This window comes from Methylobacterium indicum, from assembly GCF_001043895.1.
Taxonomy (GTDB): Bacteria; Pseudomonadota; Alphaproteobacteria; order Rhizobiales; family Beijerinckiaceae; genus Methylobacterium; species Methylobacterium indicum.
Genome location: NZ_JTHF01000066.1, coordinates 1 through 26,779 on the forward strand (window position 1 = coordinate 1; position 26,779 = coordinate 26,779).

At 68.5% G+C, this 26,779-nt stretch carries 26 protein-coding genes, 1 tRNA gene, 3 pseudogenes and 1 riboswitch; of the genes and pseudogenes, 18 read left to right on the plus strand and 12 right to left on the minus strand.

The window, feature by feature from the left end; genetic code table 11:
- Positions 1-819 (plus strand): AarF/UbiB family protein (locus QR78_RS08315; protein WP_048427039.1); only part of this gene is annotated, 819 nt, incomplete at its 5' end.
- A 146-nt stretch (positions 820-965) separates the two neighbouring features.
- Here QR78_RS08315 and QR78_RS08320 read toward each other — a convergent pair.
- Entirely contained in the window at positions 966-1,163 is a 198-nt protein-coding gene (locus QR78_RS08320; RefSeq protein WP_048427040.1) for a hypothetical protein, read from the minus strand.
- A 570-nt stretch (positions 1,164-1,733) separates the two neighbouring features.
- Between QR78_RS08320 and QR78_RS08325 the strand changes: the two genes are divergently transcribed.
- The 7 genes from QR78_RS08325 to QR78_RS08355 all read left to right on the plus strand — a co-directional run bounded on the left by QR78_RS08325 (position 1,734) and on the right by QR78_RS08355 (position 7,603).
- On the plus strand, positions 1,734-2,264 hold the full coding sequence (locus QR78_RS08325) for a cupin domain-containing protein (protein ID WP_089504198.1): 531 nt from the start codon (positions 1,734-1,736) through the stop codon (positions 2,262-2,264).
- A gap of 318 nt (positions 2,265-2,582) precedes the next feature.
- The gene (locus QR78_RS08330; protein ID WP_048427042.1) at positions 2,583-2,927 is read left to right on the plus strand and encodes a hypothetical protein; all 345 of its coding nucleotides are present in this window, start codon (positions 2,583-2,585) and stop codon (positions 2,925-2,927) included.
- Between the two features lie 81 nt (positions 2,928-3,008).
- A tRNA-Ser gene (locus QR78_RS08335) sits at positions 3,009-3,098 on the plus strand.
- A gap of 85 nt (positions 3,099-3,183) precedes the next feature.
- Positions 3,184-4,716, plus strand: a complete 1,533-nt coding sequence (locus QR78_RS08340; protein ID WP_048427043.1) for a site-specific integrase — start codon at positions 3,184-3,186, stop codon at positions 4,714-4,716.
- A gap of 535 nt (positions 4,717-5,251) precedes the next feature.
- A riboswitch (Fluoride riboswitch) is annotated at positions 5,252-5,325 on the plus strand.
- 23 nt (positions 5,326-5,348) lie between these two features.
- Complete coding sequence (locus QR78_RS08345) at positions 5,349-6,725, plus strand: voltage-gated chloride channel family protein (protein ID WP_048427044.1); 1,377 nt, start codon at positions 5,349-5,351, stop codon at positions 6,723-6,725.
- Between the two features lie 9 nt (positions 6,726-6,734).
- Positions 6,735-7,169, plus strand: coding sequence for a DUF190 domain-containing protein (locus QR78_RS08350; RefSeq protein ID WP_048427045.1), 435 nt, complete (start codon positions 6,735-6,737; stop codon positions 7,167-7,169).
- An 8-nt stretch (positions 7,170-7,177) separates the two neighbouring features.
- Complete coding sequence (locus QR78_RS08355) at positions 7,178-7,603, plus strand: EamA family transporter (protein ID WP_048427046.1); 426 nt, start codon at positions 7,178-7,180, stop codon at positions 7,601-7,603.
- Positions 7,604-7,660: 57 nt separating this feature from the next.
- Here QR78_RS08355 and QR78_RS08360 read toward each other — a convergent pair whose 3' ends face one another.
- On the minus strand, positions 7,661-9,100 hold the full coding sequence (locus tag QR78_RS08360) for a YncE family protein (RefSeq protein ID WP_048427047.1): 1,440 nt from the start codon (positions 9,098-9,100) through the stop codon (positions 7,661-7,663).
- 36 nt (positions 9,101-9,136) lie between these two features.
- A complete protein-coding gene (copM, locus tag QR78_RS08365) occupies positions 9,137-9,538 on the minus strand; it encodes a CopM family metallochaperone (protein ID WP_048427048.1) in 402 nt (133 codons plus the stop codon).
- Between the two features lie 211 nt (positions 9,539-9,749).
- Between copM (QR78_RS08365) and QR78_RS08370 the strand changes: the two genes are divergently transcribed.
- The 4 genes and pseudogenes from QR78_RS08370 to QR78_RS35950 all read left to right on the plus strand — a co-directional run.
- Entirely contained in the window at positions 9,750-10,262 is a 513-nt protein-coding gene (locus tag QR78_RS08370) for a sigma-70 family RNA polymerase sigma factor (RefSeq protein ID WP_048427049.1), read from the plus strand.
- A complete protein-coding gene (locus tag QR78_RS08375; protein WP_048427050.1) occupies positions 10,259-11,056 on the plus strand; it encodes an anti-sigma factor family protein in 798 nt (265 codons plus the stop codon). Before QR78_RS08370 ends, QR78_RS08375 begins: the two co-directional genes overlap by 4 nt.
- Positions 11,057-11,135: 79 nt before the next feature.
- Positions 11,136-12,023, plus strand: coding sequence for a LysR family transcriptional regulator (locus tag QR78_RS08380; RefSeq protein WP_048427051.1), 888 nt, complete (start codon positions 11,136-11,138; stop codon positions 12,021-12,023).
- Positions 11,951-12,250 (plus strand): annotated as a pseudogene (locus QR78_RS35950) (YidH family protein); the annotation flags it as partial. The gene QR78_RS08380 and the pseudogene QR78_RS35950, both read left to right, overlap by 73 nt.
- A gap of 144 nt (positions 12,251-12,394) precedes the next feature.
- Here the strand turns inward: QR78_RS35950 and QR78_RS08385 are convergent.
- From QR78_RS08385 to QR78_RS08400, 4 genes are all read right to left on the minus strand, one after another.
- Positions 12,395-13,474, minus strand: coding sequence for a molybdopterin-dependent oxidoreductase (locus tag QR78_RS08385; protein ID WP_048427052.1), 1,080 nt, complete (start codon positions 13,472-13,474; stop codon positions 12,395-12,397).
- A gap of 106 nt (positions 13,475-13,580) precedes the next feature.
- On the minus strand, positions 13,581-13,919 hold the full coding sequence (locus tag QR78_RS08390; RefSeq protein WP_048427053.1) for a c-type cytochrome: 339 nt from the start codon (positions 13,917-13,919) through the stop codon (positions 13,581-13,583).
- An 11-nt stretch (positions 13,920-13,930) separates the two neighbouring features.
- Positions 13,931-15,124: a molybdopterin-dependent oxidoreductase gene (locus QR78_RS08395; protein WP_048427054.1), complete on the minus strand. Its 1,194-nt coding sequence runs from the start codon at positions 15,122-15,124 to the stop codon at positions 13,931-13,933.
- 195 nt (positions 15,125-15,319) lie between these two features.
- Positions 15,320-16,402, minus strand: coding sequence for a YeiH family protein (locus QR78_RS08400; protein WP_048427055.1), 1,083 nt, complete (start codon positions 16,400-16,402; stop codon positions 15,320-15,322).
- A gap of 927 nt (positions 16,403-17,329) precedes the next feature.
- Here QR78_RS08400 and copM (QR78_RS08410) point away from each other — a divergent pair.
- Entirely contained in the window at positions 17,330-17,722 is a 393-nt protein-coding gene (gene copM, locus QR78_RS08410; RefSeq protein WP_048427056.1) for a CopM family metallochaperone, read from the plus strand.
- Positions 17,723-17,791: 69 nt separating this feature from the next.
- Positions 17,792-18,538, plus strand: coding sequence for a MauE/DoxX family redox-associated membrane protein (locus QR78_RS08415; RefSeq protein ID WP_048427057.1), 747 nt, complete (start codon positions 17,792-17,794; stop codon positions 18,536-18,538).
- A 261-nt stretch (positions 18,539-18,799) separates the two neighbouring features.
- Here QR78_RS08415 and QR78_RS08420 read toward each other — a convergent pair whose 3' ends face one another.
- The 3 genes and pseudogenes from QR78_RS08420 to nikR all read right to left on the minus strand — a co-directional run bounded on the left by QR78_RS08420 (position 18,800) and on the right by nikR (position 21,744).
- Positions 18,800-18,991 (minus strand): hypothetical protein, encoded by a 192-nt coding sequence (locus tag QR78_RS08420; RefSeq protein ID WP_048427058.1) that lies wholly within the window; start codon positions 18,989-18,991, stop codon positions 18,800-18,802.
- A 33-nt stretch (positions 18,992-19,024) separates the two neighbouring features.
- Positions 19,025-21,204, minus strand: a pseudogene (locus QR78_RS08425) (TonB-dependent receptor).
- Positions 21,205-21,294: 90 nt separating this feature from the next.
- Complete coding sequence (gene nikR / locus QR78_RS08430) at positions 21,295-21,744, minus strand: nickel-responsive transcriptional regulator NikR (RefSeq protein WP_048427059.1); 450 nt, start codon at positions 21,742-21,744, stop codon at positions 21,295-21,297.
- A gap of 700 nt (positions 21,745-22,444) precedes the next feature.
- Between nikR and QR78_RS35955 the strand changes: the two genes are divergently transcribed.
- The 3 genes from QR78_RS35955 to QR78_RS08445 all read left to right on the plus strand — a co-directional run bounded on the left by QR78_RS35955 (position 22,445) and on the right by QR78_RS08445 (position 23,929).
- On the plus strand, positions 22,445-23,098 hold the full coding sequence (locus tag QR78_RS35955; protein WP_244276464.1) for a hypothetical protein: 654 nt from the start codon (positions 22,445-22,447) through the stop codon (positions 23,096-23,098).
- A 104-nt stretch (positions 23,099-23,202) separates the two neighbouring features.
- Positions 23,203-23,538 (plus strand): DUF3768 domain-containing protein, encoded by a 336-nt coding sequence (locus QR78_RS08440; protein ID WP_082171867.1) that lies wholly within the window; start codon positions 23,203-23,205, stop codon positions 23,536-23,538.
- 1 nt (position 23,539) lies between these two features.
- The gene (locus QR78_RS08445) at positions 23,540-23,929 is read left to right on the plus strand and encodes a hypothetical protein (protein ID WP_048427061.1); all 390 of its coding nucleotides are present in this window, start codon (positions 23,540-23,542) and stop codon (positions 23,927-23,929) included.
- Positions 23,930-23,979: 50 nt separating this feature from the next.
- Here QR78_RS08445 and QR78_RS08450 read toward each other — a convergent pair whose 3' ends face one another.
- Entirely contained in the window at positions 23,980-24,246 is a 267-nt protein-coding gene (locus QR78_RS08450) for a helix-turn-helix domain-containing protein (protein WP_048427065.1), read from the minus strand.
- Between the two features lie 111 nt (positions 24,247-24,357).
- Between QR78_RS08450 and QR78_RS08455 the strand changes: the two genes are divergently transcribed.
- Positions 24,358-26,319, plus strand: coding sequence for a hypothetical protein (locus tag QR78_RS08455; protein ID WP_048427062.1), 1,962 nt, complete (start codon positions 24,358-24,360; stop codon positions 26,317-26,319).
- Positions 26,320-26,554: 235 nt separating this feature from the next.
- On the opposite strand, the pseudogene QR78_RS35960 reads toward QR78_RS08455, so the two are convergent.
- Positions 26,555-26,779 (minus strand): annotated as a pseudogene (locus QR78_RS35960) (diguanylate cyclase domain-containing protein); the annotation flags it as partial.

A 26,779-nucleotide genomic window follows, 5' to 3' on the forward strand; every position in this document is an offset into this window, starting at 1 on the left:
GGCGTCGACGCCTTCCTGCAGATGGCGATGATCGAGGGCCTCTTCCACGCCGATCCGCATCCGGGCAACCTGTTGGCGATGCCCGGCAACCGGATCGCCTTCATCGATTTCGGCATCGTCGGGCGGCTGTCGCAGCGCCGCCGCTCGCAGCTCCTGATGCTGATCGGCGCGATGCTGCAGGAGGATGCCGACGGGCTGATGGCGGTGCTGCTCGACTGGACCGGCGCGAGCAACCCCGACCTGACCAAGCTCGAGGCCGCCTCGCAATCCTTCGTCACCCGCCACAACGGCGCGACGCTCAATCTCGGCCTCGTGCTCACCGACTTCATGACCATGGCGCGCGAGAACGACCTCGCGATGCCGACCGACCTCGCGATCCTGTTCAAGGGCCTCGTCACGGCGGACGGCGTGATGCGCCAGCTCGACCCGGCCTTCGACCTGTTCGCGGCCGCCGGCCCGACGGTCAGCCGCCACATGCGGCAGCAATTCTCGGTCAAGGACCTGAAGGGCCGGTTCCAGGGCCTGGCGACCGGCCTCTACGGCGCCGCCTCCGAGCTGCCGACCCTGATCCACCTGATGCTGGTGCGCCTCAAGCAGGGCCGCGTCACGGTGGAGATCGAGCTCAAGGGCATGGACAAGCTGACCCGCGGCATCGAGCGGGCCGCCGCCCGGGTCGCGGTCGGCCTCGTGGTGGCGGCCTTCGCCACCCAGCTCGCCCCCCGCCTGATGGAGCACGGCACCCCGGCCTTCGCCACCATCGGCATCCTGGTCCTGACGATCGGGATCGGCTGGATCCTGCTGCTCGCCCGCAACCGCTGAAACGGGAAGGGGCCGCCCCGGCGGGACGGCCCCTTCCATCGTCCGGGATCGCCGCGCCGTCGAACGGCTCCGTTCGACGGCGCGGCGAGGCACGCCCGAAGGGCGTCGGCGCCGAGGCGCGAGATTATGATCCGTCCGATCCCCGCTCAGGCGGCGAGGCGGCGGCTGCGCTTGCGGGCGTGCAGGTCCTGCGCCGCCCGGGTGGCGTGGCGCGGGCTGCGGAAGATCCGGCCCTCGAGGGTGTGGAAGTCCGGGTGGGCGGAGAAGAAGCGGAATCCGTCGGTCTCGGGAACGACGATCCCGGCCGAGGTCTCGCCGACCTCGACGATGCGGGCGGGCTGCATGGGCAACGATCTCCAGTCGCGGCCGCCGCTCGGGCGCCGCGCAAAAACGTCTTGCGAATGGGGTGATGCAGGGATCGGGCCGGTTCAGCGGCCCGGGCGGGCGGCGCGAACGAGGTCGCGGCGCACGCCGCATCGACAGAGGGCGGCGGAGGCCGGAACGGCGCGGTCGGCGCAGGGCATGCGGCAGAGCAGCATCGCGTCATGTCTCCGAGTTGGCCCACCGGCGCCGTGCGGCGCCGGGGTGCTTTAGCGTTTGGTCTCGCGGCGCAATCGCCTCAAATCACCGCGGCGAGAGGCCGGTCGCCGGCCTCGAATGCCAGGACAGCATCGGTCGATCGGGCCGGCCTGTCAACGAGAATGTTCTTTTTATGGAACAACTCGAAAGACAAGAAGCTTCTGGCGCCGCGCTGTTTCGGAGCAGATCGCGTGTTCCTCGGCCATCTTCGGCCCGAAACACTCGCGGGCAACCGAGATTTGTTCTTTATAACAAACAAGCTCGAAGGGCCGTCACCCTGGCGCGGGCCGGCGCCGTGGCGCAGGATGCGGGCTCTCGCCCAGCTGGAGCCCGCCATGTCGCAAGACCACGATCATTCCCAAGATCATTCCCATGATCACGACCATTCCCATGACCCTGCGGTGGAGGCGACTGCCTGGAAGCACGACGGCGTCCGGGTGATCACCGGCGACAAGCTCGACCCCAACACCGCCCAGACGCCCGGCATGTTCCGCCAGGCGGCGATCAACCATGCCCGGGTCGGGGCACAGAAGATCTGGGCCGGCACCGTGGCGATCGAGCCCGATGCCAAGACCGGCGTGCACCATCACGGGGCGCTGGAGAGCGTGATCTACGTCGTGCGGGGCCGCGCCCGGATGCGGTGGGGCGAGCGGCTCGAATTCGTCGCCGAGGCCGGCCCCGGCGACTTCATCTACGTCCCGCCTTACGTGCCGCACCAGGAGATCAACGCCTCGCCGGACGAGGTGCTGGAATGCGTGCTGGTGCGCTCCGACAACGAGGCGGTGGTGGTCAACATCACCGATATCGAGCCCGTCGAGCGGCCCGAGGCGGTCTACTGGATCGACCCGATCCACCGGCACCCGTGACCGCCCCCGGCCTCCGGGCGGTGTGGTCAACGCGGGAAAGTAATCGCGGTTCCCTGCCGGCGGCGTCCAGACGCCGCCAGTCACCGCGGGGCGATGTCGCAGGTTTCACCCCGATCTCACGTTCTCTCCATTGCGCCGGCAGCCATTCGGGCCGGGCGGGTCCGGGACAGCCCGACACCAGGACGGTGGCCCCGGTGCATCAGGTCTGGGGAGGACTTGGATTTCCGGGTTTTTACGGCCACGCTTAACCTTCTGTTAATCACGAGGGGGGACCCTGGGGGCAATCCAAGATCTCTTGTTGTCCTCCCCGAGGTTCCCATGCCCGCGCCGCAGGCTCGCCCGTCCGCCCCCGACGATTGTCCGGTCTCCCTCGACGTGCTCGGCACGCTCTATCGCGGCGATTCCGAGGTGGTGGAGACGGTGCTGGCCGACATCCCGTCGGGCACCCGCGCCCGTCTCGCCGCCTATCTGTACGGCAAGAGCCACCTCCACGCCCTCGGCCTGCGCGTCGCCTCGGCCTGTACCGAGACCGACCTGGTGCGCGTCGCCGGCCATGCCGGCGCGGTGCTGTTCGCCCAGTCCCGCACCGAGCGCCGCCCCGCCGAGACCCGCATCCCCGGCCAGCGCCGCATCAGCCTCGCGGGCAGCCGCGCGATCGCCTGATCGCGGATTTCTCGCCGTCCCCGCTTGTGGTCCGGCGAGAACCCATGCTAATGCCCCGCCTGCGCTGGCGACGGCGCCCGCGGAGAGGTGGCAGAGCGGTTGAATGCACCGCACTCGAAATGCGGCATGGGCGCAAGTCCATCGGGGGTTCGAATCCCTCCCTCTCCGCCAGGCTTGCTAAAAGCTCAATCATTCCGGTAAGTTGCTGTCCCGCAACGGTTTCGTACGGCCCGACTGGTACATTCGGGTGGTACATATGCCCCTGCCGATGGCACGTCCCTGGAAGCACCCCGATAGCGGCATCTACTACGTCCGGAAGGCCGTCCCGGTCTCGCTGCGTTCGCTTGTCGGCCGCTCCATCGAGAAGCTGAGCCTCCGCACGAAGGATCCAGATGAGGCCCGCGCCCGGTTTGCCGATGCGGTTCGGGCAATCGAGGCGCGTTGGGCCACGCTTGCCGCTGGGCCTTCGGCACTAAGTGAGCGCGAAGCGCACGAACACGCCTCCCCCGTTTGGGGCGACTGGGTCGCCCTCCACCGCGATAATCCAAGTCGCAACCCGTGGCGGACCGATCTCTTCGAGCGCCTGTGGCGAAACAGGAGGGCCGGGCTGTGGGGTCGTCCGGACCTGATTCATCAGGTCCTCCACGGCGAGTACGCCGACCGCGGCGAGGACGGGATGGAAGTGCTCTGCTACGAGCACGCCGATCAGCTCATTGAAGCGAAGGGACTGGTCGTCGATAAGGACGGTCGTCGCACCCTCGCCAAGGCGGTCGGGGCGGCACTCCAGCGCGCCAGCCTGACCCTAGAGCGATTCGCGCTTGGCGATATGGGTGACGAAGCACCGCCTGTGCGACCCCGCTTTGCAGCCTCTGTGCCCGCCGCCAAGGCCTCGCCGTCGAAGGTCGAGTTCGATGAGCTCGTGAAAGGCTGGGCCGCCGAGCGCAAACCGGCCGAGAAGACGCTTTACGATTGGAAGCGCGTGATGGTGCAGCTCGCCGAGTTTCTTGGGCATCGCGACGCAGCCCGGGTCACGAGCGAGGATCTGATCGCCTGGAAGAACAGCCTCGTCGCGTCCGGGCTTGCCGCAAAAACCATCCGTGAAAGCCGGCTCGCACCCGTTCGAGCGATCCTGAGGTGGGGCGTCGATAACCGCCGGCTCGCCGAGAATCCCGCCGAGCGGATCACGATCAGCGTCAAACAGAAGCCGGGACAGGGCAAGCGCGGCTTCAAGGACGCCGAGGCCACCCAGATCTTGCAGGCGGCTGCTGCCGAGAGCGATCCGGTTAAGCGGTGGGTGCCACTTGTCTGCGCGTACTCGGGTGCGCGGCTGTCGGAGGTGTGTCAACTGCGCGTTCAAGATATCAGCGAGGTTGACGGGATACCCGTCATGCACTTCGATGCCGAGGCCGGGTCGCTGAAGAATGTCGGCTCGGAGCGGACGGTGCCCCTGCACTCCGCGCTCATCGCGGCTGGCTTCCTTGATTTTGTAGGCTGCCAGAAGGCCGGGCCGTTGTTCCCCGATTTGCCGCCGGACAAGTTTGGCAAGCGCGGTGGCAACGGCACCAAGATCCTCGGTCGATGGGTGCGCGGGCTCGGCCTGACCGATCCACGCCTCGCCCCGAACCACTCGTGGCGGCACCGCTTCAAAACCCTGGCGCGAAATCATGGCCTTGCCAGCGATGTGACTGATGCGATCACCGGACACGCGCATCGCTCTGTTGGGGATGGATATGGCGAGTATGACGTTCGTGCGATGAAGAGGGAAATCGAGAAAATTCCTAAGCTATAGCTGCGAGTTGCGGTCCGCCGTTATGTCAAATATTTATTATATATTTATGGACATTCTCCTGTGATAATAATATTATCTGCTGCCATTTGAGTCCGAATTTGTCACGGCTCAGCGCGCAGTTAAACAAGCGGCGTACGAAAACATACCCTTTCCGAACTTATGAGCTGTTACGGCTGACTGGCAGTAGAAGGTAAAAGGTAGCCGTGCGAGGGTCGCAAAACGTATGTTGGCATCGCACCATTTGCAGAACTTCGCTGATGTTTGCTCGAATGCTCGCTCGCCCTCCGGCAGCGGACCTCAGAGGGTAGCGATTGCCCAGAGGTTCCTGTACGATTCACCGCGGCTTTCGATCTGGGCTGCGCCGGACGGTAGTGTTCCCGAAGCGTAATCGGAGTAACTCGTTGTCAGCTTGAGAAGAGGGCGCGGCATAGGCGAGCCATACAGCCCAAACACATGTGAACGATAACTCTTCCACGAAACCGGCGCTGTTCACGCGCGGGTCATGGCTTGACAAGCCATCGTTAGGCTGACACATCACCGTCACGGCAATGGATTTCTGCCGGGCCATCGTGGCCGAACCGCCCTCGGGCTGATGATTCCTACCTTTTGCGATCTCGCAACAAGGGGGAACCATGCGCGCTTCGGTCCGGAATCTCCTCTCCCAGCTCGACATCGTCGCCTTCCTGCGCCTGAGGCGGACCCACGCCTTGTCGGTCGCGCGCTGGCTGATCGCCCTCGTGCCAATGGCAGCGGCGGTTGGGACACTCTGCGCCGCCTTCCTATGGAGCCTCGACGCTGCGACCGCCGCGCGGTTCGCCCAGCCCTGGCTGTTGTTCGGGCTGCCCCTCGGGGGCCTCGCCGTCGGCCTGCTCTACCACCGGCTCGGCCGGTCGGTTGAAGGCGGCAACAACCTCATCGTCGAGCAAATCCACGAGCCCGGCGGCGGCGTGCCGCTACGCATGGCTCCGCTCATCCTCCTCGGCACCGTCGTCACGCATCTGTTCGGCGGCTCGGCCGGGCGCGAGGGCACGGCCGTCCAGCTCGGCGGCTCGCTGGCGAGCGCATGCGTCAGGCTGTTTCGCCTTGATGCCCAGAGCGCCCGGATCATGCTCATGGCCGGCATCGCGGCCGGGTTTGGGGCCGTGTTCGGAACCCCGCTGGCCGGTGCGATCTTCGCCCTGGAGGTGCTGGCGATCGGTCGCGTCGAGTATGCGGCCCTCGTCCCCTGCCTGATCGCGGCCGTCGTGGGTGACTGGACCTGCCGTCTCTGGGGCATCCACCACAGCCTCTTCCGCATCGACGACTTGGCGGAAGGTGCACAGGGGGCCGGGCCGCTGCTGCTCGCCAAGGTGGCCTTCGCTGGCGTCGCCTTCGGGCTTGCCGGCCTGCTCTTCGCTGAGGTGAATCACCGGCTCGGCGGCTGGTGCAAGCGGTTCATCACCTACGCCCCGCTGCGGCCGGTCGCCGGCGGGCTCGCCGTCATCGCTCTGGTCTCCGTGTGCGGCACCCGCGACTATCTCGGGCTCGGCGTGTGGTCGCCCGATCCGCACGCCCTGACCATCGCGAGCTTCTTCGGGCCGGACGTGCATCCCTGGAGCTGGGCGCTCAAGATCCTGTTCACCACCGTGACCCTCGCCACAGGCTTCAAGGGCGGCGAGGTCACGCCGCTGTTCTTCATCGGGGCGGCCCTCGGCAATGCGCTCGCGGGACTCCTGGGCGCGCCCGTCGATCTGATGGCCGGCCTCGGCTTCGTCGCCGTCTTCGCGGGGGCCGCCAACACTCCGCTCGCCTGCACCCTGATGGGCATCGAGCTGTTCGGCGCTCCCCACGCCGTCCCGATCGCGATCGCCTGCTTCGTGGCCTATCTCTGCTCCGGGCACAGCGGCATCTACCTGTCGCAGCGCATCGCCGTCCCGAAGGTCGCCACCGAGGATGCGTCGCTCCTCGGCGCCACCCTGCGGCAGGCCCGCACGGTCCGGACCGCCCGCCATCGCACAGTCACGGACTGAGGAGGAACGATGCCCGAGGCCCACCCCATGACCCCGGTCGAAATCGGCATGCTGCGCATCTACGTCAGACGAGCGGACAGGACCGCACCACGCGAGCGGCGCTCGTTCTGGCGCCCTCGACCGGGACGAAAGCCCCTTTACCGGGAACTGATCCTGCGGGCCAAGACCGCAGGCCTGATGAACGCGGTCGCCCACCCGGCTCAGTACGGATACAGCGACCACGGGCCGGTGCGGGAAGACGGCGTGGAGGTGTCCAATCCTCAGATGACGGTGTGCGTGGAGCTGATTGGCCGACGTGCCCAACTCGAACAGTTCTGCCGTCAGCAGGGCGACCTGCTGGCTGACAAGATCGTCGTCTACAAGCATCTGGAACGCTGGTGCGTCGGACCTGCCGGGATCACGCCGGCCAACGTTCCTCAGCACGAGGCAGGGTACGGGTCTTGAGGACCCTCATGGTGTCGTGGCAATTCTGGGCGCTGCTCTCTGCCGTCTGCGCGGCCCTGACAGCAATCTTTGCCAAGATCGGGATCGAGGCGGTCAACTCCGACTTCGCCACGCTCATCCGCACGATCGTGATCGTCGGTGTCCTCGGAAGCATCCTGCTCGCCACCGGCCAATGGCAGTCGCTCGGGTCGATCTCTCGCAAGACCTACCTGTTCCTCGTCCTGTCTGGGCTCGCCACCGGCGGCTCGTGGCTCTGCTACTTCCGGGCTCTCAAGCTCGGCGATGCAGCCCGCGTCGCGCCCCTGGACAAGCTGAGCGTCGTGCTGGTCGCGGTGTTCGGCGTCGTGTTCCTGGGCGAGCGGATGGCCGCCCCGAACTGGCTCGGCATCGCGCTCATCGCCGCCGGCGCCGTACTGGTCGCCTACCGGGCGTAAGGACGAAACTCCTGAAACGGAAGGGGGGGCGATCCGGCGACCGCCCCCTCGGCACCGTTACTGCACGGCCTGGATCTGAACCGTCGCGCCGGTCTCGCCGGGCTTGCCTTCGACGATCACGAGGATGCGCCGCGCCGCCGCGTTCGGGTTCTGAGTCACTTGGCGGATCGGTCCGACCGCGTTGACGATGGCGGCGCCCGCAGGGTTCGTCATGAAGGCGGCGAGCGGCTCCAGCGGCCCGGCGCCCTTCGGGTCGGCGGAGAGAGCGAGCAGGTAGGGTCTCTTCGGCGTCAGCCCGGTGATCGCGGCCTGCAGCGTCTGCAGTACGCCCTGGTCGAACAGCGTCACCTGCGTCGCCGGCTTGCCGTCCGGCCCGTCGAGGGTCAGCCGGCTCGACTGGCCGGCCGCGCCGAGGGGCTGCAGGTTCGGGGCGCCCGCGCCCTCTGGGACCGCCTCGGGCAGGTAGGCGACGCCCTGCGGGCCCTGGCCGATCGGGATCGTCGCGGTGACGGCGTTGGTGCCGGTGTCGATCACCGCGACCGCATCGGCATTCTCAAGGCCGACATAGACCCGCGACCCGTCGCCCGAGGGCCAGAGGCCGTGCGGGAGCGCGCCGGTCGGGATCGTCGCGACCTGCGAGAAGTCGTCGGTGCGGAACACCTTGACTTGGTTGAGCCCGCCGACCGTCACGTAGGCGAACTGGCCGGCCCTGGTGCGGGCTATGTTAACGTGATTGGTGATCGGCCCCGTCTCGATGGTCTTGAGCGCCTTGAACGGCGGCGCGGCCTCGAAGACCTGGACCCGGCCGACATCCTTCAGGGTGAACCAGACCTGGCGGCCGTCGGGCGTCGCCGCGATGTCGGGGCAGAACGGGCTCTCCTGCTTGATCCGCCCGACGATCTGCCGGCTCCCGACCTCGATCGCGACCGTCTCGGGGCTGAAGCTGGAGCAGACGTAGCCGTACCGGCCGTCGGGCGAGAAGATCGTCATGCCGGGCCCGTTCGGCACTGTAATCCGGCCCGTCTCCTTGCCCGTCGCCGCGTCGAGGATCGCCACGTAATCCTCGCCGCGCACGCTGACCCAGACCTCGCGCCCGTCCGGCGTGAAGAACGCCTCGTGCGGCGAGCGACCGACATAGGTCGTGTGCCGCACGGTATTGGTGGCGGTGTCGATGAAGCTGACCGAGTTCGAGCCGATCGAGACCGCGAGCAGGGTCTTGCGGTCGGGCGAGAAGCCCATGCCGTGGACGAGGAGCTGGCCGCGATAGAGCGGGCTCAGGTTCGCGGGCGTGGTGTCGCCGAGGCGGATGACGCCGAGGAGCGTGTTGGCGGCGGGGTCGATCACCGAGACCGTGTTGGAGAACTGGTCCGAGGTATAGAAGCGGTCGCGGGGGCCGACCGGCACGTCGGGCGCCGAGGCGGGGCCAGGCGCCTGGCCCGCGAGCGCGGTTCCGCCGAGAAGGGCGAGCACGAGGGCCGCCGGAATGAGGTGTCGCATCGGATGTCGTCTCGCTGGGTGTGTGGGTCGGCCGGCTCAGTGATGGTGCGGGGCCGGAGCTTTCGGCGTGGCGGAAGCGGCGGGAGGGCGCTCGGCGAGCGCGCGCCGCATGACCTCGATCTCCTGGGCCTGCTCGACGATGATGCCCTGGGCGAGCCGGCGCAGGACGGGGTCGCGCCCATAGGCGAGTTCGGCTTTCGCCATATCGATCGCGCCCTGGTGGTGCGGGATCATCATGGCGGCGAAGTCCCGGTCCGGATCGCCGGAGGGCGGCACGGCCATGTCGGCGTGCATCCGGGTCATCGACTGGGCCATCAGCGCGTCGAAGCCGTCCGGGGCGCTCTCGGCATGCCCGGTCCGCATCATCATCATGCCGCCGCCCGCCAGGCCGCCGGCCATCAGGGTGGCGATCAGGATCGCCGTTGGTGCGCCGCGCATCGTCTCTCCCGGTTCTCGAAGGTCACGCCGGGAGAGATGCCGGGGAGCGGCGGATATTCCCCGACCGGGCGAAACGCACCGATCACGGCTGCGTGATGCGATTTTCCGACCGGCCGGGGGAATACCGCGGCCTCATCCGGCATCTTTCGTCGCGAGCCGCGGCATCCATCCGCCACCGCCCGCCCCGAAGAGCGCCATTGTGGAGAACGCCTTGGACGACCTCGCCGCCCTGATCGAGCCGCAGATCCCGGCGTTGCGGCGCTACGCCGTCGCGCTCCTGCGCGAGCGCGAGGCGGCCGACGACCTCGTCCAGGACGCCCTCGAACGCGCGATCCGGGCCTGGCCGCAGCGCCGCCGGGACGGCGACCTGCGCGCCTGGCTGTTCGCGATCCTGCGCAACCGCTACCTCGAAGGGGGGCGCGGCCGCCGCGGCGTCGAGGTCGGCCCGGAGCTGCTCGACGACGTCGCGGATGCCTCCGCCGATCCCGGGGCCGCCCTCGGCGTCCGGGACGTGCTCGACGGGCTCGCCGGCCTGCCCGAGGATCAACGCTCGGTCCTGCTCCTCGTCGCGGTCGAGGACATGTCCTATGCCGAGGCCGCCGCGGTGCTCGCCGTGCCGATCGGCACGGTGATGTCGCGCTTGAGCCGGGCGCGGGGCCGGATGCGCGCTTTCCTGGACCTCGCACCGACCGTCGTCACCGGACACCTGCGGAGGGTGAAATGACCGCGTCCGACCCCCGGCCCGTCGGCGAGGACGATCTTCACGCCTTCGTGGACGGCCAGCTCGATCCCGGCCGCCGCGCCACCGTCGAGGCCTGGCTCGCCGAGCACCCGGACGCGGCGGCCCGGGTCGCCGCCGACGGGCAGGCCCGCGCCCGCCTGCGCGCCCGCCTCGCCCCGATCGCCGACGAGCCGATCCCGGCCCGGCTGCGGGTCGCCCATCTGGCGCGCCCGCGTCCCGCCCGAAGCAGCCGCTGGCTGCCGGGCGCCGCGGCGGCGATGGTCTGCCTCGCCTTCGGCGGGGCGGTGGGTTGGGTCGGGCGCGGGGCGGTACCGCCCGCGGCGGCGCCGGTCGAGCCGATGACGCAGGCGGCGGTTTCGGCCTTTCGCACCTACGTGGTCGAGGCCGTCCATCCGGTCGAGGTCCGCGCCGACGGGACGCCGCATCTGGAGCAGTGGCTCTCGCGGCGCGTCGGCCGGCCGGTCAGGGCGCCGGATTTGCAGTCCCAAGGGTTCCGCCTGATGGGCGGGCGCCTGCTGCCGGCCGGCGACGAGCCGGCGGCGATGCTGATGTATGACGACGACCGCGGCACCCGCCTGACGCTCTACAGCCGCGCCGGCGCGGCCGGGGGACGCGGCGTCTTCCGCTACGCCCGCGAGGGCGACGTCGCCGCTTTCTCGTGGATCGATGCCGGGATGGCCTACGTGGTGACCGCGCGCACGGACGAAGCGCGGCTGCTGCGGGTCGCCGAGGCGGTCGACGCCCAGGCGAGCGGACGAGAAAGCGGGCCGCGGTGACGCCGGGCCAAGCTCGGTCGAGAAGATGGGCAGGGGGAGCGAGCATGACGGAACGCGTGCCGGGGCCGTCCGGACGGCCATGACCCTCGACCAGCTGCGCATCTTCGTGGCGGTGGCCGAGCGCCAGCACGTCACCCGGGCCGCCGAGGCGCTCAACCTCGTCCAGTCGGCGGTCAGCGCGGCCATCGCCGCCCTGGAGGGCCGGCACGCCGTCAAGCTGTTCCACCGGGTCGGGCGGGGCATCGAGCTGACCGAGGCCGGCCGCCTGTTCCTCGCGGAGGCACGCGCGGTGCTCGCCCGCGCCGAGGCGGCCGAGCAGGTGCTCGCCGACCTGAGCGGCCTGCGCCGCGGCACCCTCGCCATCCGCGCGAGCCAGACCATCGCCGGTCATTGGCTGCCTCGCCACCTCGTCGCGTTCCGGGCGGCCTATCCGGACATCATCCTGCGGCTCGGCATCGGCAATACCGCGCAGGCAGCCGAAGCGGTCCGCTCGGGAATGGCGGAGCTCGGCTTCGTGGAGGGCGCCGTCGAGGATGACGGCCTCGCGAGCCTTCCGGTCGCGGAGGATCGGCTCGTCCTCGTGGTCCGCCCCGGGCACGAACTGGCCGGCTGCTCGCAGCCGGGCCCCTCGGACCTCGCCGCAATCGCCTGGGTGCTGCGCGAACCCGGATCCGGGACGCGCTCGGCCCTCGAATCCGCCGTCGCGGCCGCCGGCCTCGCACCCGACGCGCTCACCGTGGCGCTGGAACTGCCCTCGAACGAGGCGGTGCTCGCCGCCGTCGCGGCGGGGGCCGGCGCGAGCGTCCTGTCGGAGGCGGTGGTCGCCCCCTCCCTGCGGACCGGGACACTCGTCGCCGTGCCGCTCGGTCTGCCGGCACGCACCTTCCGGGTCCTATGCCACAAGGAGCGATACCGCAGCCGGGCCGCGGACGCGCTGCTCGACCTGATCCGGGGGGCCGAGCCGTGAGCAACGTCGACCCCGACGATCCGCGCGTGCGGCTGGCAGAAGACCGGACGGTGCTCGCCGCGGAACGCACCTACGCCGCGTGGCTGCGCACCGGGCTCGCGTTCCTGAGCGTCGGTTTGGCCGCGCAACGCTTCCTGTCGGAGGTGCTGCCCGGCTGGCCGCTGCGGATCATGGCCCTGGCGCTCGTCGCCTGCGCATTCGGATGTTTTTGTGCGGCGGCCTGGCGCGATCACGCCGTGAGGCGATCCCTCGCGTCGGCACCGATGCGGATGATGCCCCGCGCCCTGACCCTCGGCATCGCGCTCCTGCTCTCCGCCGTCGCGAGCCTCGCGGCCGTGACGCTGTGGCAGGTCTGGAGTACCTCCCGGCGCTCACTCCACGGTCACGCGCACGCGGTGCCACGCGGCGCTGAGGTAGCCCTTGTAGTTCCAGGTGTCGTCCGGCAGCGCAGGCTGGGTCTGCCCGGCCTCGTCCCAGGCGCGCACCGCCAACTCATGCTCGCCCGGGGGAAGATCGAGGTCGATCGTCCAGAACGTCCAGGCGAAGCGCGCCCGCGCATCATGCTCGAGCGCCGCCTGCGCCCAGGTCCGCCCGCCATTGCCGGAGACGTCGACGCGGACGACGGTGCGGTCGCCCGACACCGCGTAGCCGCGGATTGTGTTCGCCCCGGCCGCCAGCCGTGCCCCGCGTGCGGGCTCGCAGATCGCCGCGTTCAGCGGCATCGTGTTGATGGTGTGACCCTGGGCGGGGTCGGCCGTCTCCGCCGTTACGTCCGACGGGAACAGCTTGTAGTCCTCGGCCTGGATCGGGTTGTCCGACGGGTGGTCCTGCACCGTGATGCGCTTTAGCCATTTCGGGCTGCGCACCCCGGCGAAGCCCGGCACGACGACGCGCAGCGGGAAGCCGTGCTCCGGCAGCAGCGGCGCGCCGTTCATCGCGAAGGCCAGCAGGGTCTCGGGCGCGAGCGCCTTGGCCAGCGGAATCGAGGCTCCGTAGGGCCGACCCTCGACGAGGTCGTGGCTCTCGAAGGCGACGTGCAGGTCTGCACTCTCGGCGATCCCGGCCTCGCGCAGCACGTCGCCCAAGCGGACACCGGTCCAGTCGGCCGTGCCGATCGCGCCGCCGTCCCACGGGTCACCGGAGACCGGCGCCACCGCCCGCATGTCCGCGCGGCGGTTGCCCGCGCACTGCATCGTCGCCGTGACGGTGGCCTCGGCATAGCGCGACCGCATGTCGTCCAGCGACAACTCCAGCGCCGTCGGGATCGCGCCATCGAGGCGGAGGCGGTAGCCGTCCGCATCGATCTCCGGCAGGTCGCCGTGCGAGCGCACGTAGAAGTCGTCGGCTGCCGTGCGATAGGAGGCGCGCAGCCGCGCGAGGGGCGGCTCGGCATTGTACGGCGCCTCCCCGTGGACGATCAGGCGCGCCTTGCGCTCGGCCAAGCTCGACATGCGGGTCTCCGGGCTGATGGATCGCGGGACAACGTGCCGGGACCGGATCGGTCCCGGCGTGCTTCCCCGGCTTTGCCGTCGCGACGGCGGGCCGGGCACGTCGCCGTCAGGGCTGCGGCTTCATTGCCGCGAGGTAGTCGACGATGGCGTTCACGTCGGCCTCGTCCATCGGTGCCTTGTAGACGTGGACCATCTTGTTGACGGTCTCGCTCCACTGCGCCTTCGACAACTTGGGCTGGGTCAGCACCATTCCGGCCGAATGGCAGGCAAGGCAGTTGTTGTTGGCGGCCTCCGCCCCGGGGCCCTCCGGGAAGAAGCGGTCGGAGGTGGGCAGCTCGACCTGCTGCGAGGTGAAGCGCATCGGCTCGGCCGCCTCGGCGGCGAATGTCGGGGCGGAGGCCAGCGCGAGCGCGGCGAGCAAGAACGCGGTGCGGGATGTGACCATGGCTCTCTCCCTCAGGCGACGTGAAGCGACACGGTCTCGACGCCGTTCTGCATGAACCCGGCCCCGTTCCAGACCCGCTCCATCGGCTGGGCCAGCCCGTTCGTGTTGGTGCAGCGGACCTTGATCGCGTGGGTGCCGGCCGCGAGAGCCGGCAGGTCGCCCTCGAACCGCCGGAAGCTGTAGGGGCCCTCGTCGGCTCCGAGCTTGCCCAAGGACCACGTCGCGCCACCGTCGGCGGAGATCTCCACCGTCCTGACCCCGCAATCGCCCCCGAAGGCGATGCCGCGGACCGCCACCGGCGAACCGGCCGTCGCCTGTGCGCCGTCGCGCAGGTTGGTGACAAAGGAGCGCGGGACCATGCGGTTGATCGGCACCGTCTTGAACCCGGTCTGACCGGGCTTGATGTTTGCCCCCGGCACGTCCGGGATGCGGTAGGCGGTCTTCATCCAGTACTGGTCGTCGGGCTTGTCCAGCACCTCGATGTCGGACAGCATCTTGACCCAGTAGGTCGAGTACCAGCCCGGCACCACCAGGCGCAGCGGGAAGCCGTTGAGCAGCGGCAGCTGCTCGCCGTTCATCGCGTAGGCCAGCATGACCTCGCCGTCGCGGGCATGGTCGAGGTCGAGCGACTTCTTGAAGTCGGGCGCTTCGTCCACGACCGGTTCGTCGAGGCCGCTGAAGCGGACCTGCACGGCCCCGGCCTTCACCCCGGCACGGTCGAGCACGTCTTTCAGGCGCACGCCCGTCCAGCGCGCGTTGCCCATCGAGCCGTTGGCCCATTGCGCCCCCGGCACCCGCGGCTCGAACAGGCCGCGGGAATTCCCCGAGCATTGGTTGACGGCGGCGATCTCGAAGCGCGGCAGCCGGGCGAGCTCGTCGAGCGACAGCGACAGCTCCCGGTCGACATGGCCACGCACCGTCAGCCGATAGGCGTTCGCATCGACCTCGGTGGGGATCGAGGCCCAGTGCCAGCGCACGTAGAAGCGGTCGTTGGGGGTGAACACGCCCTGGTCGAACACCTCGAATGGCGTCTCCAGGAGCGGCGGGCGCGTCCGCTGCAGGATCATCGGCCCCTTGCCGGGGAAGGCTGTGGTCAGGTCGCGCAGGTCGGGGCCGCCGGGCAGCGGGAGCTTGATCGTGCCCGCAGCCCAGGCCGGCAGCGCGGCCGCGAGGCCAAGACCACTGAGGCCAAGACCGGCAAGCATCGCGCGGCGGGGAATGGCAGGATGGCTCAAGGGTGTTCCTCCGGGTCCGGGCCGAGCGTCTCGCGCTCTCCCTTGGGTGATGGAAAGTATCTTCCATGAGACAGGGCTTCCAACGGAAAGTCCTGCTCGTTCCGATCGATTGGAGAGATCGTTTTCCTCCGGCGCGCCGGGAAACGGTCGTCCGAGGACGCTCGGTCAGGCGATGCCGAGGAGTTGGATCAGGCAGAGGCTGACCGCGGTGAGGGCGAGCAGGGAGGCGACCACCGCCAGCGTGACCCGCAGTCCCGCGCCGGCGACGCTGCGCACGTCGACCCCGAGCCCGAGCGCGGCCATCGACACGATGGTGAGCACGTTGGCGGTCGCGGCAATCGGCGGCAGGGCGGCTTGCGGGATCAGACCGCCCGAGCGCAGGCCGGCCATCGCCAGGAACGCCAGGATGAACCACGGCACGAGGCGGTGGATCGCGACGCGGCCTGGCTTCGGACGCTCTCCCGCAGTGACGTGCGGGGCCGGCTCGTCCGTCTCCTCGCGCAGCCGGCTCGCGCCGAGGGAGAGCGCCAGCACCACCGGGCCGAGCATCAGCACCCGGACCAGCTTGACCAGGGTACCGACCTGGACGCTCAGCGCCGCCACCGGCGCCGTCGCGGCGAGCACCTGCGGCACGGCGTAGACGGTGAGGCCGGCGAGCACGCCGTACTGCATCGGCGACAGGCCGAGGAGCGGCACGAGCAAGGGCAGGCCGAGCACGACCAGCACCCCGAGCACCGCCGTGAAGGCGATGGAGGAGGCGACGTCCTCGCCGTCCGCACCGATCACCGGGGCGGTCGCGGCGATCGCCGAGTTGCCGCAGATCGAGTTGCCGCAGGCGACGAGGATCGCCAGCCGGGGGTGCAGCCCCAGGGCGCGACCGATGCCGTAGCTCGCCGCGATCGCCGCCATCACCACCACGGCGATGCCGACGAGAAGGCCGGGTCCGGCCGCCAGCAGGGTTGCGAGGCTGAGCGAAGCGCCGAGCAGGACGACGGCGACTTCGAGGACCGTCTTGGCGCCGAAGGCGATGCCGGGGAAGAAGCGCGCGCCCGGGTTCCACGCGGTGCGCAGGGCCGTGCCGAGCACGATCGCGAGCACCAAAGCCTCGAGCCAGGCGCGGCCGAACAGGTGCTCCTCGGCCGATTCGAGTGCGAGGGCGGCGCCGGTCACCGCGAGGCACAGGAGGAGGCCGGGCAGGAGGCGGCGCAGGGGGGTAAGGGGGGATGCGATGAGGGTCGCGGCGGTCATGATGGTCTCGCGGGGTCGCTTGGATCTGTCCCCACCGTGCCAATCCACGAGCATTCGATCCAACAGAACGTTACGATGGTTCTGTTCGTCATTACCGATCATTGCGACCGTGCCGACGACGATGCCGGTCGTCGGGTGGACAGGTTCACCTGCCCTTGAAACTCCGAGCCCACGACCAAACTTCCCGGTGAACGGTCACGCCCGGCAGACGGGCATGATTATGCGACCGGAGCAGGTGCGAGCCAGCCTCATGATCCCCGATCAGCCGATCGTGCGCCTGCTGGCGGCGGTGATCCTCGTGGTTCTCGCCTCCTTCGTGCCGCCGGCAGTCCAGGCCCATGAGGGACACGCCCATCACGCTGGCCACGGTTCCGCGACGCACATGCGGACCGCCTCGGTGGCAGCGGTTCCGGCTGCGAATCTTGCCGGGCATGTCGCCCGGGCCGAGCCTCTGGCCTGCGCGGAGACCGCTCTCCGGATCACCGCTGTCGCGCCCATCCGGGACGCTGGTTGCTGCCCCGGCCCCTGCCGGGTCCGCTGCTGCGGAACGATGGCCTGCTGTGCCGCCGGCATTCTGCCCGGCCCGCCCGTCCTGGCGCCGATCCCGTTCCGGGCCGTCAGGCTGGTCCCGCGCGACGCCCCCGTTCGCACCGGCGCCGGACCCGAAGCCCTGCCGAGGCCTCCTCGAGCCCTCGCGTGAGATGAGGCGCGCCTGAAGGCGCGCAACGCCCGAGTTGTGCCCGCATCGACGGTGCACCTCCGGTCCTCCCGGCACGGGGAGATCCCGTGGCTGCCGATCCCACCTCTCGCCGCCCTGGGTGTGGCCGACCCGCCTCCTAGGCGAAGTCCGCGCACGCCCCGGCCTCACCCGGGGCCGTCCCGGGCGGCCCGTTCGATTTGATTCCCATTCGGAACAGAGACCGATCCATGACCTCCCCTCGCACCTTCGCCGCCATCGTCCTCCTCTCGGCCGGCCTCGCCGGTCCCGCCCTCGCGCAGGCGTCGCACGACCATCGCTCCATGCCCGGGCACGGGATGGGCAAGACGAAGCCGGACCCGAAGGACACCGCCTCGACCGTCGCGTTCAAGGCCGCCGACGCGGCGATGATGAAGGAGATGGACGTCGCCTATACGGGCGACCCGGACGTCGACTTCCGCACGCACATGATCCCGCACCACAAGGGCGCGGTCGCCATGGCGAAGGTCGCGCTGACGCACGCCAAAGACCCCGAGACCCAGGCGATGGCGCAGAAGATCATCGACGATCAGGAAAAGGAGATCGCCGACATGGAGGCGTGGCTGAAGCGGCACGGCCGGTAGGCACCGCGCGGGCCGGGCTCATCCCGGTCCGCTTCCCCCGATATCGACCGACTGCTTGAGGAAATTCGCATGCCAGCCACCGCAAAGAAGGCCGTCCTCTACCGCATGGTGATGGACAAGCACCTCTGCCCGTACGGGCTGAAGGCCAAGGACCTGCTCGAACGCCAGGGTTTCGCGGTTGAGGATCACTGGCTCACCACGCGCGAGGAGACCGACCGCTTCAAGGCCGAGCACGACGTCAAGTCGACGCCCCAGACCTTCATCGACGGCGCGCGCGTCGGGGGCTACGACGACCTGCGCCGTCGCTTCGGCACAACGGCGAACGACCCGAACGCGACGACCTACACGCCGGTCGTTGCGGTGTTCTCCATGACGACGCTGATGGCGCTGGCGGCCAGCTACGCCGTCACCGGCACGCCGTTCACGATGCGCGCGGCCGAGTGGTTCATCGCCTTCAGCATGTGTGTGCTCGCCCTCCTCAAGCTGCAGGACGTCGAGAGCTTCTCGTCGATGTTCCTGGGCTACGACCTGCTCGGCCAACGCTGGGTCCGCTACGCCTACGCCTATCCGTTCCTGGAAGGCCTCGCCGGCATCCTCATGGTCGCGGGAGCCCTAAACTGGCTGTCGATCCCGGTTGCCCTGTTCATCGGGACGATCGGGGCCGTCTCGGTGTTCAAGGCGGTCTATGTCGACAAGCGCGAGATCAAGTGCGCCTGCGTCGGCGGGTCGAGCAAGGTGCCGCTCGGCTTCGTCTCGCTGACCGAGAACCTGATGATGGTCGCCATGGCGGTCTGGATGCTGGTGATGCACGCCTGAGCGCCGCGGCCGCGTCGACACCGGCCGACGTCACACGTCCGGCTGCATCTGGTCTGCCCAGGTTCGGAGGTGGCAGAAATCTGCGTCGGATCCAAGGCCCAAGCGCCCCCTGGGAGCGTGTCGGTCCGGGCCCGTTGCACTTGGACATTGCACTGGTTGGTCGATGCGTCGAACGGCTATCGAAGCGGCTCGGCTCCCGAAACGACCGACGGGCATCGGAGAACCCGATGCCCGCACGGTCTCGCGTCTCGAACCTCGACGCTACGCGGCCCGGCGGGCGTGACCCTTGCCGCGGCGCGACACGCCGAGGCCCTTGCGGGCATCGCACTTGAGGCCGTGGCTGTGCCAGCCCTCCGCGGGGGCCTGCTGCCAGCCGTGATGGCAGCCATGCGCCGCGGCAGGGCCGATCCAAAGAGCCGTCAGCAATCCGATCGAGACAGCGAGGGTGCGCATGCGAAGATCCTTATCTGGTGGGAAAATCAGGTCTCAGAACCGGCCGGCAAGGGTCAGCCGCACGGCTGTCGGCTCGACCGGGTGGAAGTGGCGGTCGGCGACGCCGGCCGCGTCCTCCCCCGGCAAGCGTGACACGTAGTAGTAGGTGATCTGATCCGCCTTGGCATTGGTCAAGTTCAGCACGTCGAGGGAGAGGCTGACGCCGTTGTCGAAGTTGTACCCGACCCGGCCGTTGAGAAGCGCGGTCGGCTTCGAGCGCACCGAGTTGTCCTCGATCAGAGGGCGCGGCCCGAAATAGCGGAATCGCAGTGAGCCGAACCAGCCCTGGCCTTCGCCGAACGTGATGCCCGCCGACGCGATTGTGGTCGGCGCCTCGGGCACCCGCCGGCCGACCGGGTCGCGGTCGGCGAAGCGGGCGTTGGTGATCGTCAGGTCGCCCTCCAGGGCCAACCAGGGCGTGACGGCGTAATGGTTGCTCCACTCGATACCGAACCGCCGTGTCGGCCGGCTCGGCTCGGCTCGGTGGTGCCGGTGTCGCCCTGGAACAGGTTCTCGGACGCGAAATCGAGCCGGAACAGCGCCAGGGAGGTTTCCAGCCCGGCGATCGAGCGGTTGCGGATCCCAACCTCGTAGCCGGTCGAGGGCACCAGGAACGGCGAGCGGGACACGTTGAAGAGCGGGCTGACCGGATCGACGGTGGCCGTGACGCCGCGGGCATCGTTCGAGTGGAAGCCGCCGCCGTAGTTCACGTACAGCTCGGTGTCGCGCCACGGCCCGAACACCGCCCCGAGCTTCGGATTGACGATGCCGTCGCGGGCGCGACCCGAATTCGCCGGGGTGTCGGAGCGGACATCGGCATAGTAGCCGTCGGCCCGGAAGCCGACGCTGGTGCGCAGCCAGTCGGTCCAGCGCACCCGGTTCTCGTAGTAGAACGCCGCGCTGGCCTCCAGCACCCGGTCGTCCAGCACCGTCGAGCGGTACTGCCGCGCCGTCGTGTTGAACAGGCCGACCCGGATGTCGTCGGTGCGGGTCTGCACGCCGATCTCGTTCTCTATGGCGAGCCCGAACAGGCTACCCTGGAACACGCGCGAGATTTCGCCGCCGCCGAGCACGCGGCTGTCGCGCTGGCGGAACTGGTCGCCGTTGACCGGATCGTTGAGAAAATACGTGAAGTTGTTCCAGAGGTTCATCTGGTAGCGGATCACGTAGGCCGACGTCCGGGTGACGCCACCGGCATCCGACTGGCTCCAGCGCCCGGAGAGAGAGAAGCGGCCGGTATCGCCGCCATCGCTCGGGTCGAGGGTGCCGTAGCGGCCGATAATCCCCTCCGCCACCGCCCGCTCGGGAATCTGATTGGTGGCGTTCCATTTGGCCCAGTAGGCCATGCCGGTGACCGCAAAGCCGTCGAGCGGCGTGCCCTGGCTGTAGCGCACTACGCCGTTGAACTTGCGGAGGGTATCGGGCACCACCCACGGGCCGTCATAGGTCTGCGCCTCGCCCGCCACGAGCAGGTTGCCCGCGCCGAGCGGTGCCGAGGCGGCCGAGAGGGCTCGCTTGAGACCGAAGCTGCCCAGCGTCGTCAGCGCGATGTTGCGGTTGAGCTTGTCGAGATAGTCGATCCGCACCGAGCCGGCTGAGGCGAAGTCGCCGTCGCGCACGAAGTACGGGCCCTTGTGGAATTCGACCGCGCCGACGAGCTCGGGGATCAGGAAGTTGAGATCGGCGTAGCCCTGGCCATGGGCATGAGTGCGCATGTTAACCGGCATGCCGTCGACGGTGATGGCGATGTCGGTGCCGTGATCGAGGTTGAAGCCACGCAGGAAGTACTGGTTGGCTTTGCCCTCACCCGAGTGCTGCGTGATGATGAGGCCCGGCACTTCCTCCAGCACCTCGCCGGGTCGGGTCACCGGGCGGCTGTTGATCTGCGCGCCCGTGATGATGCCCGCGCTCGCGGCATCGACAGGCCGGAGCGCACCGCCGATGCCGGTGACGCCGCCGACATAGCCGGCGCTGGCGTTAGGTGTGCCCGAGGTCGTGGCGGCCGGTGCTTCCGGTGCGACCGTGATCTCCGAGAGCGCGATAGTATCGGCGGTCTCGGTCACCGCCGGTGCGGCCCAGGCGTGGGAAGCGACCAGCAGGACGCTGGCGGAGCTGAGCAGGCTGTATCGACGCACCCGGAGGGCGGACGACAAGGTAGAGCGGGCCAACGGCATTCCAGAAGCGGCATCGAGGCGTGCCCCTCGCACGTCCCGCGTATGAGAAATCTACGCAAAGTTCACACCGCCGGCTGTGGCCGGCGGTCCTCAGTGGTCAGCGTTGTCATCGTGCGGGTGCGGGTGGTTGGCCGGCTCGGCGCTGTTCTCGGGAATGAGGTGCAGGTGGCCGTAGCGCACACCCCGCTGGGTGATGATGCGATCGGCGTAAGCCTGCATGGCCGGCACAGATCCATGCAGCACCGCAACTTCCAGGCAATCGTCTTTGGTCAGATGCACATGCATGCTGGCGATGGACACCTCGTGGTGGTGTCCTTCATCGGTGAGACGGCGCGCCAGGTCGCGGGTAGCATGATTGTAGACGTAGCTCAGCGTCCCGTAGTAGGGCGCAGCACCCGCCTGATCTCCTTGGGATGGGGCGACCGCATCGCGGACGAGGTCACGCACGGCCTCCGAGCGGCTACCATAGCCGCGTTCGGTGCAGAGACGATCCATCGCCGCCAGCAGCTCGTCGTCAATAGTGATCGTGATGCGCTGCATGCCCGCTCCGTCAACTTGCTTGATGGCTTTGGTAGGAGCATGGCGAGCGCGTGAACAGCTAGGGGAATGGCGGGCCTTCGCACGGCTCATGCCTCCAGCGTCCATCCATCACATGAACTGGCATGTAAGAAAAACGACCCGTTCCTGACAGCCAGAAGATCCTTCGGCGGTGACGCACTTGACGCGAGAGCCCGGCGACGCAGCGAATGTCAGGAAGCCGTGTCATGAAATCAAATGTCTGGAAAATCCTCGCGACCGGACATTCCTGACATAGCTTGCGAGGAGCCGCTTTGGGTCATGAGCGTGGATTGGGTGCGCACAGCTGAGTGTTTGCGTGGGGTCGTAAGTGGCGGTTTGGCGCGGTTTTTCATGAGGGGCGCTGAAAGCGCAATGTCAACACCTGCAGATCACAGTAAAAGAAGGTATGTAGTCAGATTTTTTGAGCGATGAAGCGCCTAAAATTGCTGAAAAACATATATGAATTGATTTATCTGTATTTCTATGTCATAGTGCTGTTGTTGAGTAATTGACCGGTGCACCGCACTGGCGCTGATCAACGTTAGCCACGGAACCCTTTGATGCACCAGCGACCACCCTCCCCCGCCCGACATCGATCGGCGCCACGCCAGCGCGCTTTCCACTTCAGCCTCTCCGCCAAGGCCCCCGCTCCGGGGGCCTTCTTCGTTTCAGGAGCCTGCTTATGAGCGCCAAGCCAGCCCCTCAACTCGTCGCTGAAGTGCCGCTGCGGCCCATGACACCGGCGCTCGTGCTGTTCGGCCGCGATGATGCTGGCCGGCCCCGTGCCGCCTGGTTCGATGTCAGCGAAACCAAGCTCGCGGCGCAAGCGGCCGAGGTAATGAACCTTCGCGTGGTGCAGCTCGCCGACGAGGAGCAGCGCGCCTTCGCCGATCAGTTCACCCATGGCCGGCTGTTCGGCAGCGGCCGCGCCTTCATCCCCTACATCCGGCGCGAGCTCTTCCCCCGCCTCCTCGAACTCGCCGGCGTTCAGGTGAATCCAGACGGCACGGACTTGGCCCCTGCCGCCGGGGATGGCCCGCCCGCGGCACCGCAAGAGCCCGAGCGGGGAACGCTGCCCCGCGCGACGTCGGCAGCCCCTTCGACGCCCGCTCCGCCCGGACCCTTCGTTGGGCACAAGCTGCCTCGCGATCGCGACGAGATCGGGCTGGGTAGCATTGTGCTTGCTCATGAGGGGGCCGACGAGGGCTGGTGGGAGGCGGAGGTGATCGGGATCAACGGTACCGTCCATTCGCTCCGCTGGCGCGACTACCCGACCCAGCCCACCATCCTGCGCCGCGCCGACGAACTCGCGCTGCTGCCGCCCGGCAAAGCCTAGCCGTTCCGCGCCCCCTCCCGAGCCACACAGGCTGGCTCGGGTGCCCAGCGGCAGGCCGCCCAGCGCCGCCGCCTACCTCCCTTCCGACTTTCGAGGCTCTCATGCTGACCACCGTCCTCGACGTGGATCGCACCCGCGCGCTCAACGACATCCTCCGCCGCTCTCTCTCGGGCGGCCTGCTGATGCTCACCGCTGGCGTCATTGCCCTCGGCCGCGAGCGTCAGCAGATCATCCTCGACGCCATCGCCGCCTACGACAATTTCACGCCCGACAACGATCCCCGCGGCGAACACGACTTCGGCGCGCTCGAGGTCGCGGGCGAGCGGGTGTTCTTCAAGATCGACTACTACGACCGCGCGATGACGGGTCACTCCCCGGATCCGGCCGACAGCAGCATCACGACGCGGATGCTGACCGTCATGCTCGCCGGGGAGTACTGACGTGGCCGGACGCAGACTGGCGGCCTCAGTCATCCCCACCCCCGGGCCGTGGCTGGTGCGCGGCACGGCCGAACCGGACGCGTCGCCCGCGCAAACCATGCTCGGGGTCGAGCCAGCGGCCGAGGATCGCCCGGGTGGCTGGCCCTACTTCATCCGGCGGGATGCACCCGTCGAGCCCGGCGGCTCCCCCTTGCACATAGCCACCGGCATTCAGCGCCTCGCTGATGCTCAACTCCTAGTCGCCGCGCCGGACCTCGCGGAACGGCTGCTCGCGCTACTCACCGCGCCGGCACTCCGATCGCGCGATCTCGACGCCCGCACCCGCGCGGCGATCGATTCAGCTTGGGCGCTCCTAGTCCGAGTCGCCCCGCAGATGGAAATCGGCGCGTGAGGATGACCGCGCGCGAAGCGCAACCAGCCTCCCCAACCCGGTATCGAGGTTCACCCGGACTTCGCACGCCGCCCGGCCCGCAATGGCATCGGCGGCTCAGCCCCGGCTTCGGGTTCAATGAACAGAGCTGCAACCGGCACGGCGAGGGCGTCCGCCATCGCCTCCAGCGTCGAGACCGTTACGTTCTCCGAGCCGCGCTCGACCCGCCCGACATAGGCGCGGTCGATGCCGGCCAGGAGCGCCAGTCGCTCCTGCGACAAGCCTTGGGCGACGCGCAGCCGCCGCAGATTCCAGCCGATGAGTGCTCGCGCCTCCATGGCGCGAGAGAGCCAGTCCGCGGCTTGACAATCGACGGACCAACAGTCCCACATTCCTGCCATCCAAGGGCTCGGCCTCAGGCCGTCCGCTCGCTCCCCGGAACCTCCGCCATGCTGCTGTCCGCCTCTGGAGCCTATTTCCTCGTCGCCTTGATCGCCGCCGCGGTGAGCTACGTCGTGGCGCACCGAAAGGGCCTCAACGCCGTCGCCTGGGCGTGGGCCTCTCTGTTGTTGCTCGTCCCCGCGGCGATTTTGCCGTTTGTACCCTCACGGCAGAAACCGGAGCGGTCGAGTGGCGTCCCGGATGAGACCTGGCAGGCCCTCCTTGCCTACGATCCCGACATCAAGACCGCGGCGGGGCAGATCGCTCCCTACGGTGCGCCCGCGCTCGATGAACTGCGGCGGGCTTGGGCGGCGGTGCCCGACAAAGGAGCGTTGCCGTCGATGGTCTCAGCTATCGAAGCACGATGGTCGGGCTACACGGCCGCGGGTCTGACCCACGTCGAGACCCAGGATGGGTTTGCGGTGCTGCGGGACGCAGCGGGACATTATCACGTCGGCGAGCGTCAGACCGGCGACCTCCGCACGGCGCGCCTCATCGCGTCGGCCAGCGCGCGGCGGGCGCGCACGTCCTCAGTGGCTGGCATCGTCGTTGGAGCAGCCGTTCTGGTCGCCGCGCTGACCGGTGCTGGCCCGGCGAGCGCCCAACCCGGCGCGACCGGGATGACGCTGCCGAGCTGCGAGACCTACGATCGCGAACGCCCTCGTGGCGGCACGCGGGAGCAGCTGTCCGATCTGTTCGACCTGTCGATCTACCGGTGGGGCGACGCCGAGTATGACCGCTATCGGGCATTCCTGCTGGACTGCAAGCGCACGCTTCCGGGCTTCCGCCCGGATATGACACTGCGCGATTGGGCAACTGCCGTCGAGAAGAGCATCGCCACTTTGAAGACCTACACCGGTTACGTGAACCGGTTCGGCGAGCCGATGGGCCGACAGAACGGATCTCGTCCCCGCCCGGGCGAGCCGGACTACACGCGCGCCTTCGAGATCCTGTCCTGCGACCGCTTCACCGAGGCGACGGTCAACGCATGGACACGCGGTGGGCCGCCTGATGCCTCGACGGCCGCACCGTTTTCGGTGCCGCTGGCGGCATGGCGCTACGAGGTCTGGCGCGCGTTCGAGAACCGCGTGCTGGCCTGCGGCAAGCGGTCCGGCTCGCCGGTCGAAGCCGACGAGAGCTGGATGCGGGTCATCGTCTCGCAACAGGAGACCGGGAATGCCGCTGCGATCCGGCAGGCGCAGCAGGAGGAGGCCGCGGGCGCAGCACGGCTTGCCGGCATTCTGAGCCGGGCCGCCGAGGCCGAGACCTCAAACTCGGCCGCCGACATCGCTGGCAAGCTCAAAGCCGTCGATGCTCTCGCGGCGGGGCTGAAGCTTGCCCCCGCCGAAGCCGCGCAGGTTGCGGCGGCACGAGCGAAGATCGGCGCACGGCTACAGGCAGTCCGACTGGCCGAAGCCGACGCCTTGGAGCGGGACCGCCCGGCTCGGGAAGCGCGAGCCCAGCAGCAAGAAGAAGAACTGGTGGGCCTGCAACGTCAGAATCGCGAGCGTGATGATGCGGCAACGGCCGAGCGTGAACGAAACGTCCGAATCGAGGCAGAGCGGCAGGCTGGGACCCGGGCGCAAGCCGAGCGGCAGGCGGCGGAGGCGGTAGCGCAACAGCAACGCGACGCAGCTCAGCGCGCCGCCGACCGGGCGGCGCAGGAGCGAGCCGCTGCCGAGACCTTGGCTCGCCTCCGGCGCGAGGAGGAGACGGCGCTGGCGCGTGATCCGTGCAACCGGGTCGAAGTGCGCCGGCAGTTGATGGAGGCCGCCAATGCGATGGACCGCGCACGCTTTGGGGGGCGCAAGCTGCTAGATTTGACACGTGGGCTTACGAATTCGGGGCAACCGGATGCCGTACGTTCGTGCGTGTTCGAGGCCGAGTGGTCCTCGGGTCAGCGTGGATTGGTAACGATCACAGTTCGTAAAAATTCGTTCGGTGATAACCTCATCGAAATCCACCCGTGACCGAAGGATGTGACTGGCTTTCTGGCACAAGAAGGCCAGCTGCAGCCCAATTTTGATCCTGGCTGGTGCAGCGCAATACATCCCCCTGTGGAAATGGCGCTCGTATCATCGTCATCTTTCGTCGGCGATTACTGACAGTAACTGTTTGTTTACGAATGAGCTATCGGTCGCACTGCCGGCCAAGTTAAAGCGTATCTCGGAATTGAATCGCGAGAACCTCTTCTGGTTACATAGATCAACATGCTATGCGATCCACTTCGACTCGGTATGTCTCCGCGGTTCCTTTTCGATTACGTTTGGCGCTGTAGAGCGCCGCATCCGCTTGACGCAGTAGCACATTGCGATCCTGCGCAGCCGCGTTCGACAACGCGATGCCGATCGTGCCCGTCACTCAAGCGATATGGCCCTGTCCCTCCGTCACCATCTCCAGGTCGCGCAGAAGTCGTCGCACTTGGCGGTC

Bases quoted from the DNA above. Each gene is read 5' to 3' on its own strand.
- QR78_RS08395 (WP_048427054.1), bottom strand. From the start codon at position 15,124: ATGCTTGCCGGTCTTGGCCTCAGTGGTCTTGGCCTCGCGGCCGCGCTG.
- QR78_RS08340 (WP_048427043.1), top strand. From the start codon at position 3,184: ATGCCCCTGCCGATGGCACGTCCCTGGAAGCACCCCGATAGCGGCATC.
- QR78_RS08455 (WP_048427062.1), top strand. From the start codon at position 24,358: ATGCTGCTGTCCGCCTCTGGAGCCTATTTCCTCGTCGCCTTGATCGCC.
- copM (WP_048427048.1), bottom strand. From the start codon at position 9,538: ATGCGCGGCGCACCAACGGCGATCCTGATCGCCACCCTGATGGCCGGC.
- QR78_RS08360 (WP_048427047.1), bottom strand. From the start codon at position 9,100: ATGCGACACCTCATTCCGGCGGCCCTCGTGCTCGCCCTTCTCGGCGGA.
- QR78_RS08400 (WP_048427055.1), bottom strand. From the start codon at position 16,402: ATGACCGCCGCGACCCTCATCGCATCCCCCCTTACCCCCCTGCGCCGC.
- QR78_RS08330 (WP_048427042.1), top strand. From the start codon at position 2,583: ATGCCCGCGCCGCAGGCTCGCCCGTCCGCCCCCGACGATTGTCCGGTC.
- QR78_RS08390 (WP_048427053.1), bottom strand. From the start codon at position 13,919: ATGGTCACATCCCGCACCGCGTTCTTGCTCGCCGCGCTCGCGCTGGCC.
- QR78_RS08325 (WP_089504198.1), top strand. From the start codon at position 1,734: ATGTCGCAAGACCACGATCATTCCCAAGATCATTCCCATGATCACGAC.
- nikR (WP_048427059.1), bottom strand. From the start codon at position 21,744: ATGCAGCGCATCACGATCACTATTGACGACGAGCTGCTGGCGGCGATG.
- QR78_RS08320 (WP_048427040.1), bottom strand. From the start codon at position 1,163: ATGCAGCCCGCCCGCATCGTCGAGGTCGGCGAGACCTCGGCCGGGATC.
- QR78_RS08350 (WP_048427045.1), top strand. From the start codon at position 6,735: ATGCCCGAGGCCCACCCCATGACCCCGGTCGAAATCGGCATGCTGCGC.
- QR78_RS08450 (WP_048427065.1), bottom strand. From the start codon at position 24,246: ATGGAGGCGCGAGCACTCATCGGCTGGAATCTGCGGCGGCTGCGCGTC.
- QR78_RS08375 (WP_048427050.1), top strand. From the start codon at position 10,259: ATGACCGCGTCCGACCCCCGGCCCGTCGGCGAGGACGATCTTCACGCC.
- QR78_RS08355 (WP_048427046.1), top strand. From the start codon at position 7,178: ATGGTGTCGTGGCAATTCTGGGCGCTGCTCTCTGCCGTCTGCGCGGCC.
- QR78_RS08380 (WP_048427051.1), top strand. From the start codon at position 11,136: ATGACCCTCGACCAGCTGCGCATCTTCGTGGCGGTGGCCGAGCGCCAG.
- QR78_RS08345 (WP_048427044.1), top strand. From the start codon at position 5,349: ATGCGCGCTTCGGTCCGGAATCTCCTCTCCCAGCTCGACATCGTCGCC.
- QR78_RS08385 (WP_048427052.1), bottom strand. From the start codon at position 13,474: ATGTCGAGCTTGGCCGAGCGCAAGGCGCGCCTGATCGTCCACGGGGAG.
- QR78_RS08420 (WP_048427058.1), bottom strand. From the start codon at position 18,991: ATGCGCACCCTCGCTGTCTCGATCGGATTGCTGACGGCTCTTTGGATC.
- QR78_RS35955 (WP_244276464.1), top strand. From the start codon at position 22,445: ATGAGCGCCAAGCCAGCCCCTCAACTCGTCGCTGAAGTGCCGCTGCGG.
- copM (WP_048427056.1), top strand. From the start codon at position 17,330: ATGACCTCCCCTCGCACCTTCGCCGCCATCGTCCTCCTCTCGGCCGGC.
- QR78_RS08415 (WP_048427057.1), top strand. From the start codon at position 17,792: ATGCCAGCCACCGCAAAGAAGGCCGTCCTCTACCGCATGGTGATGGAC.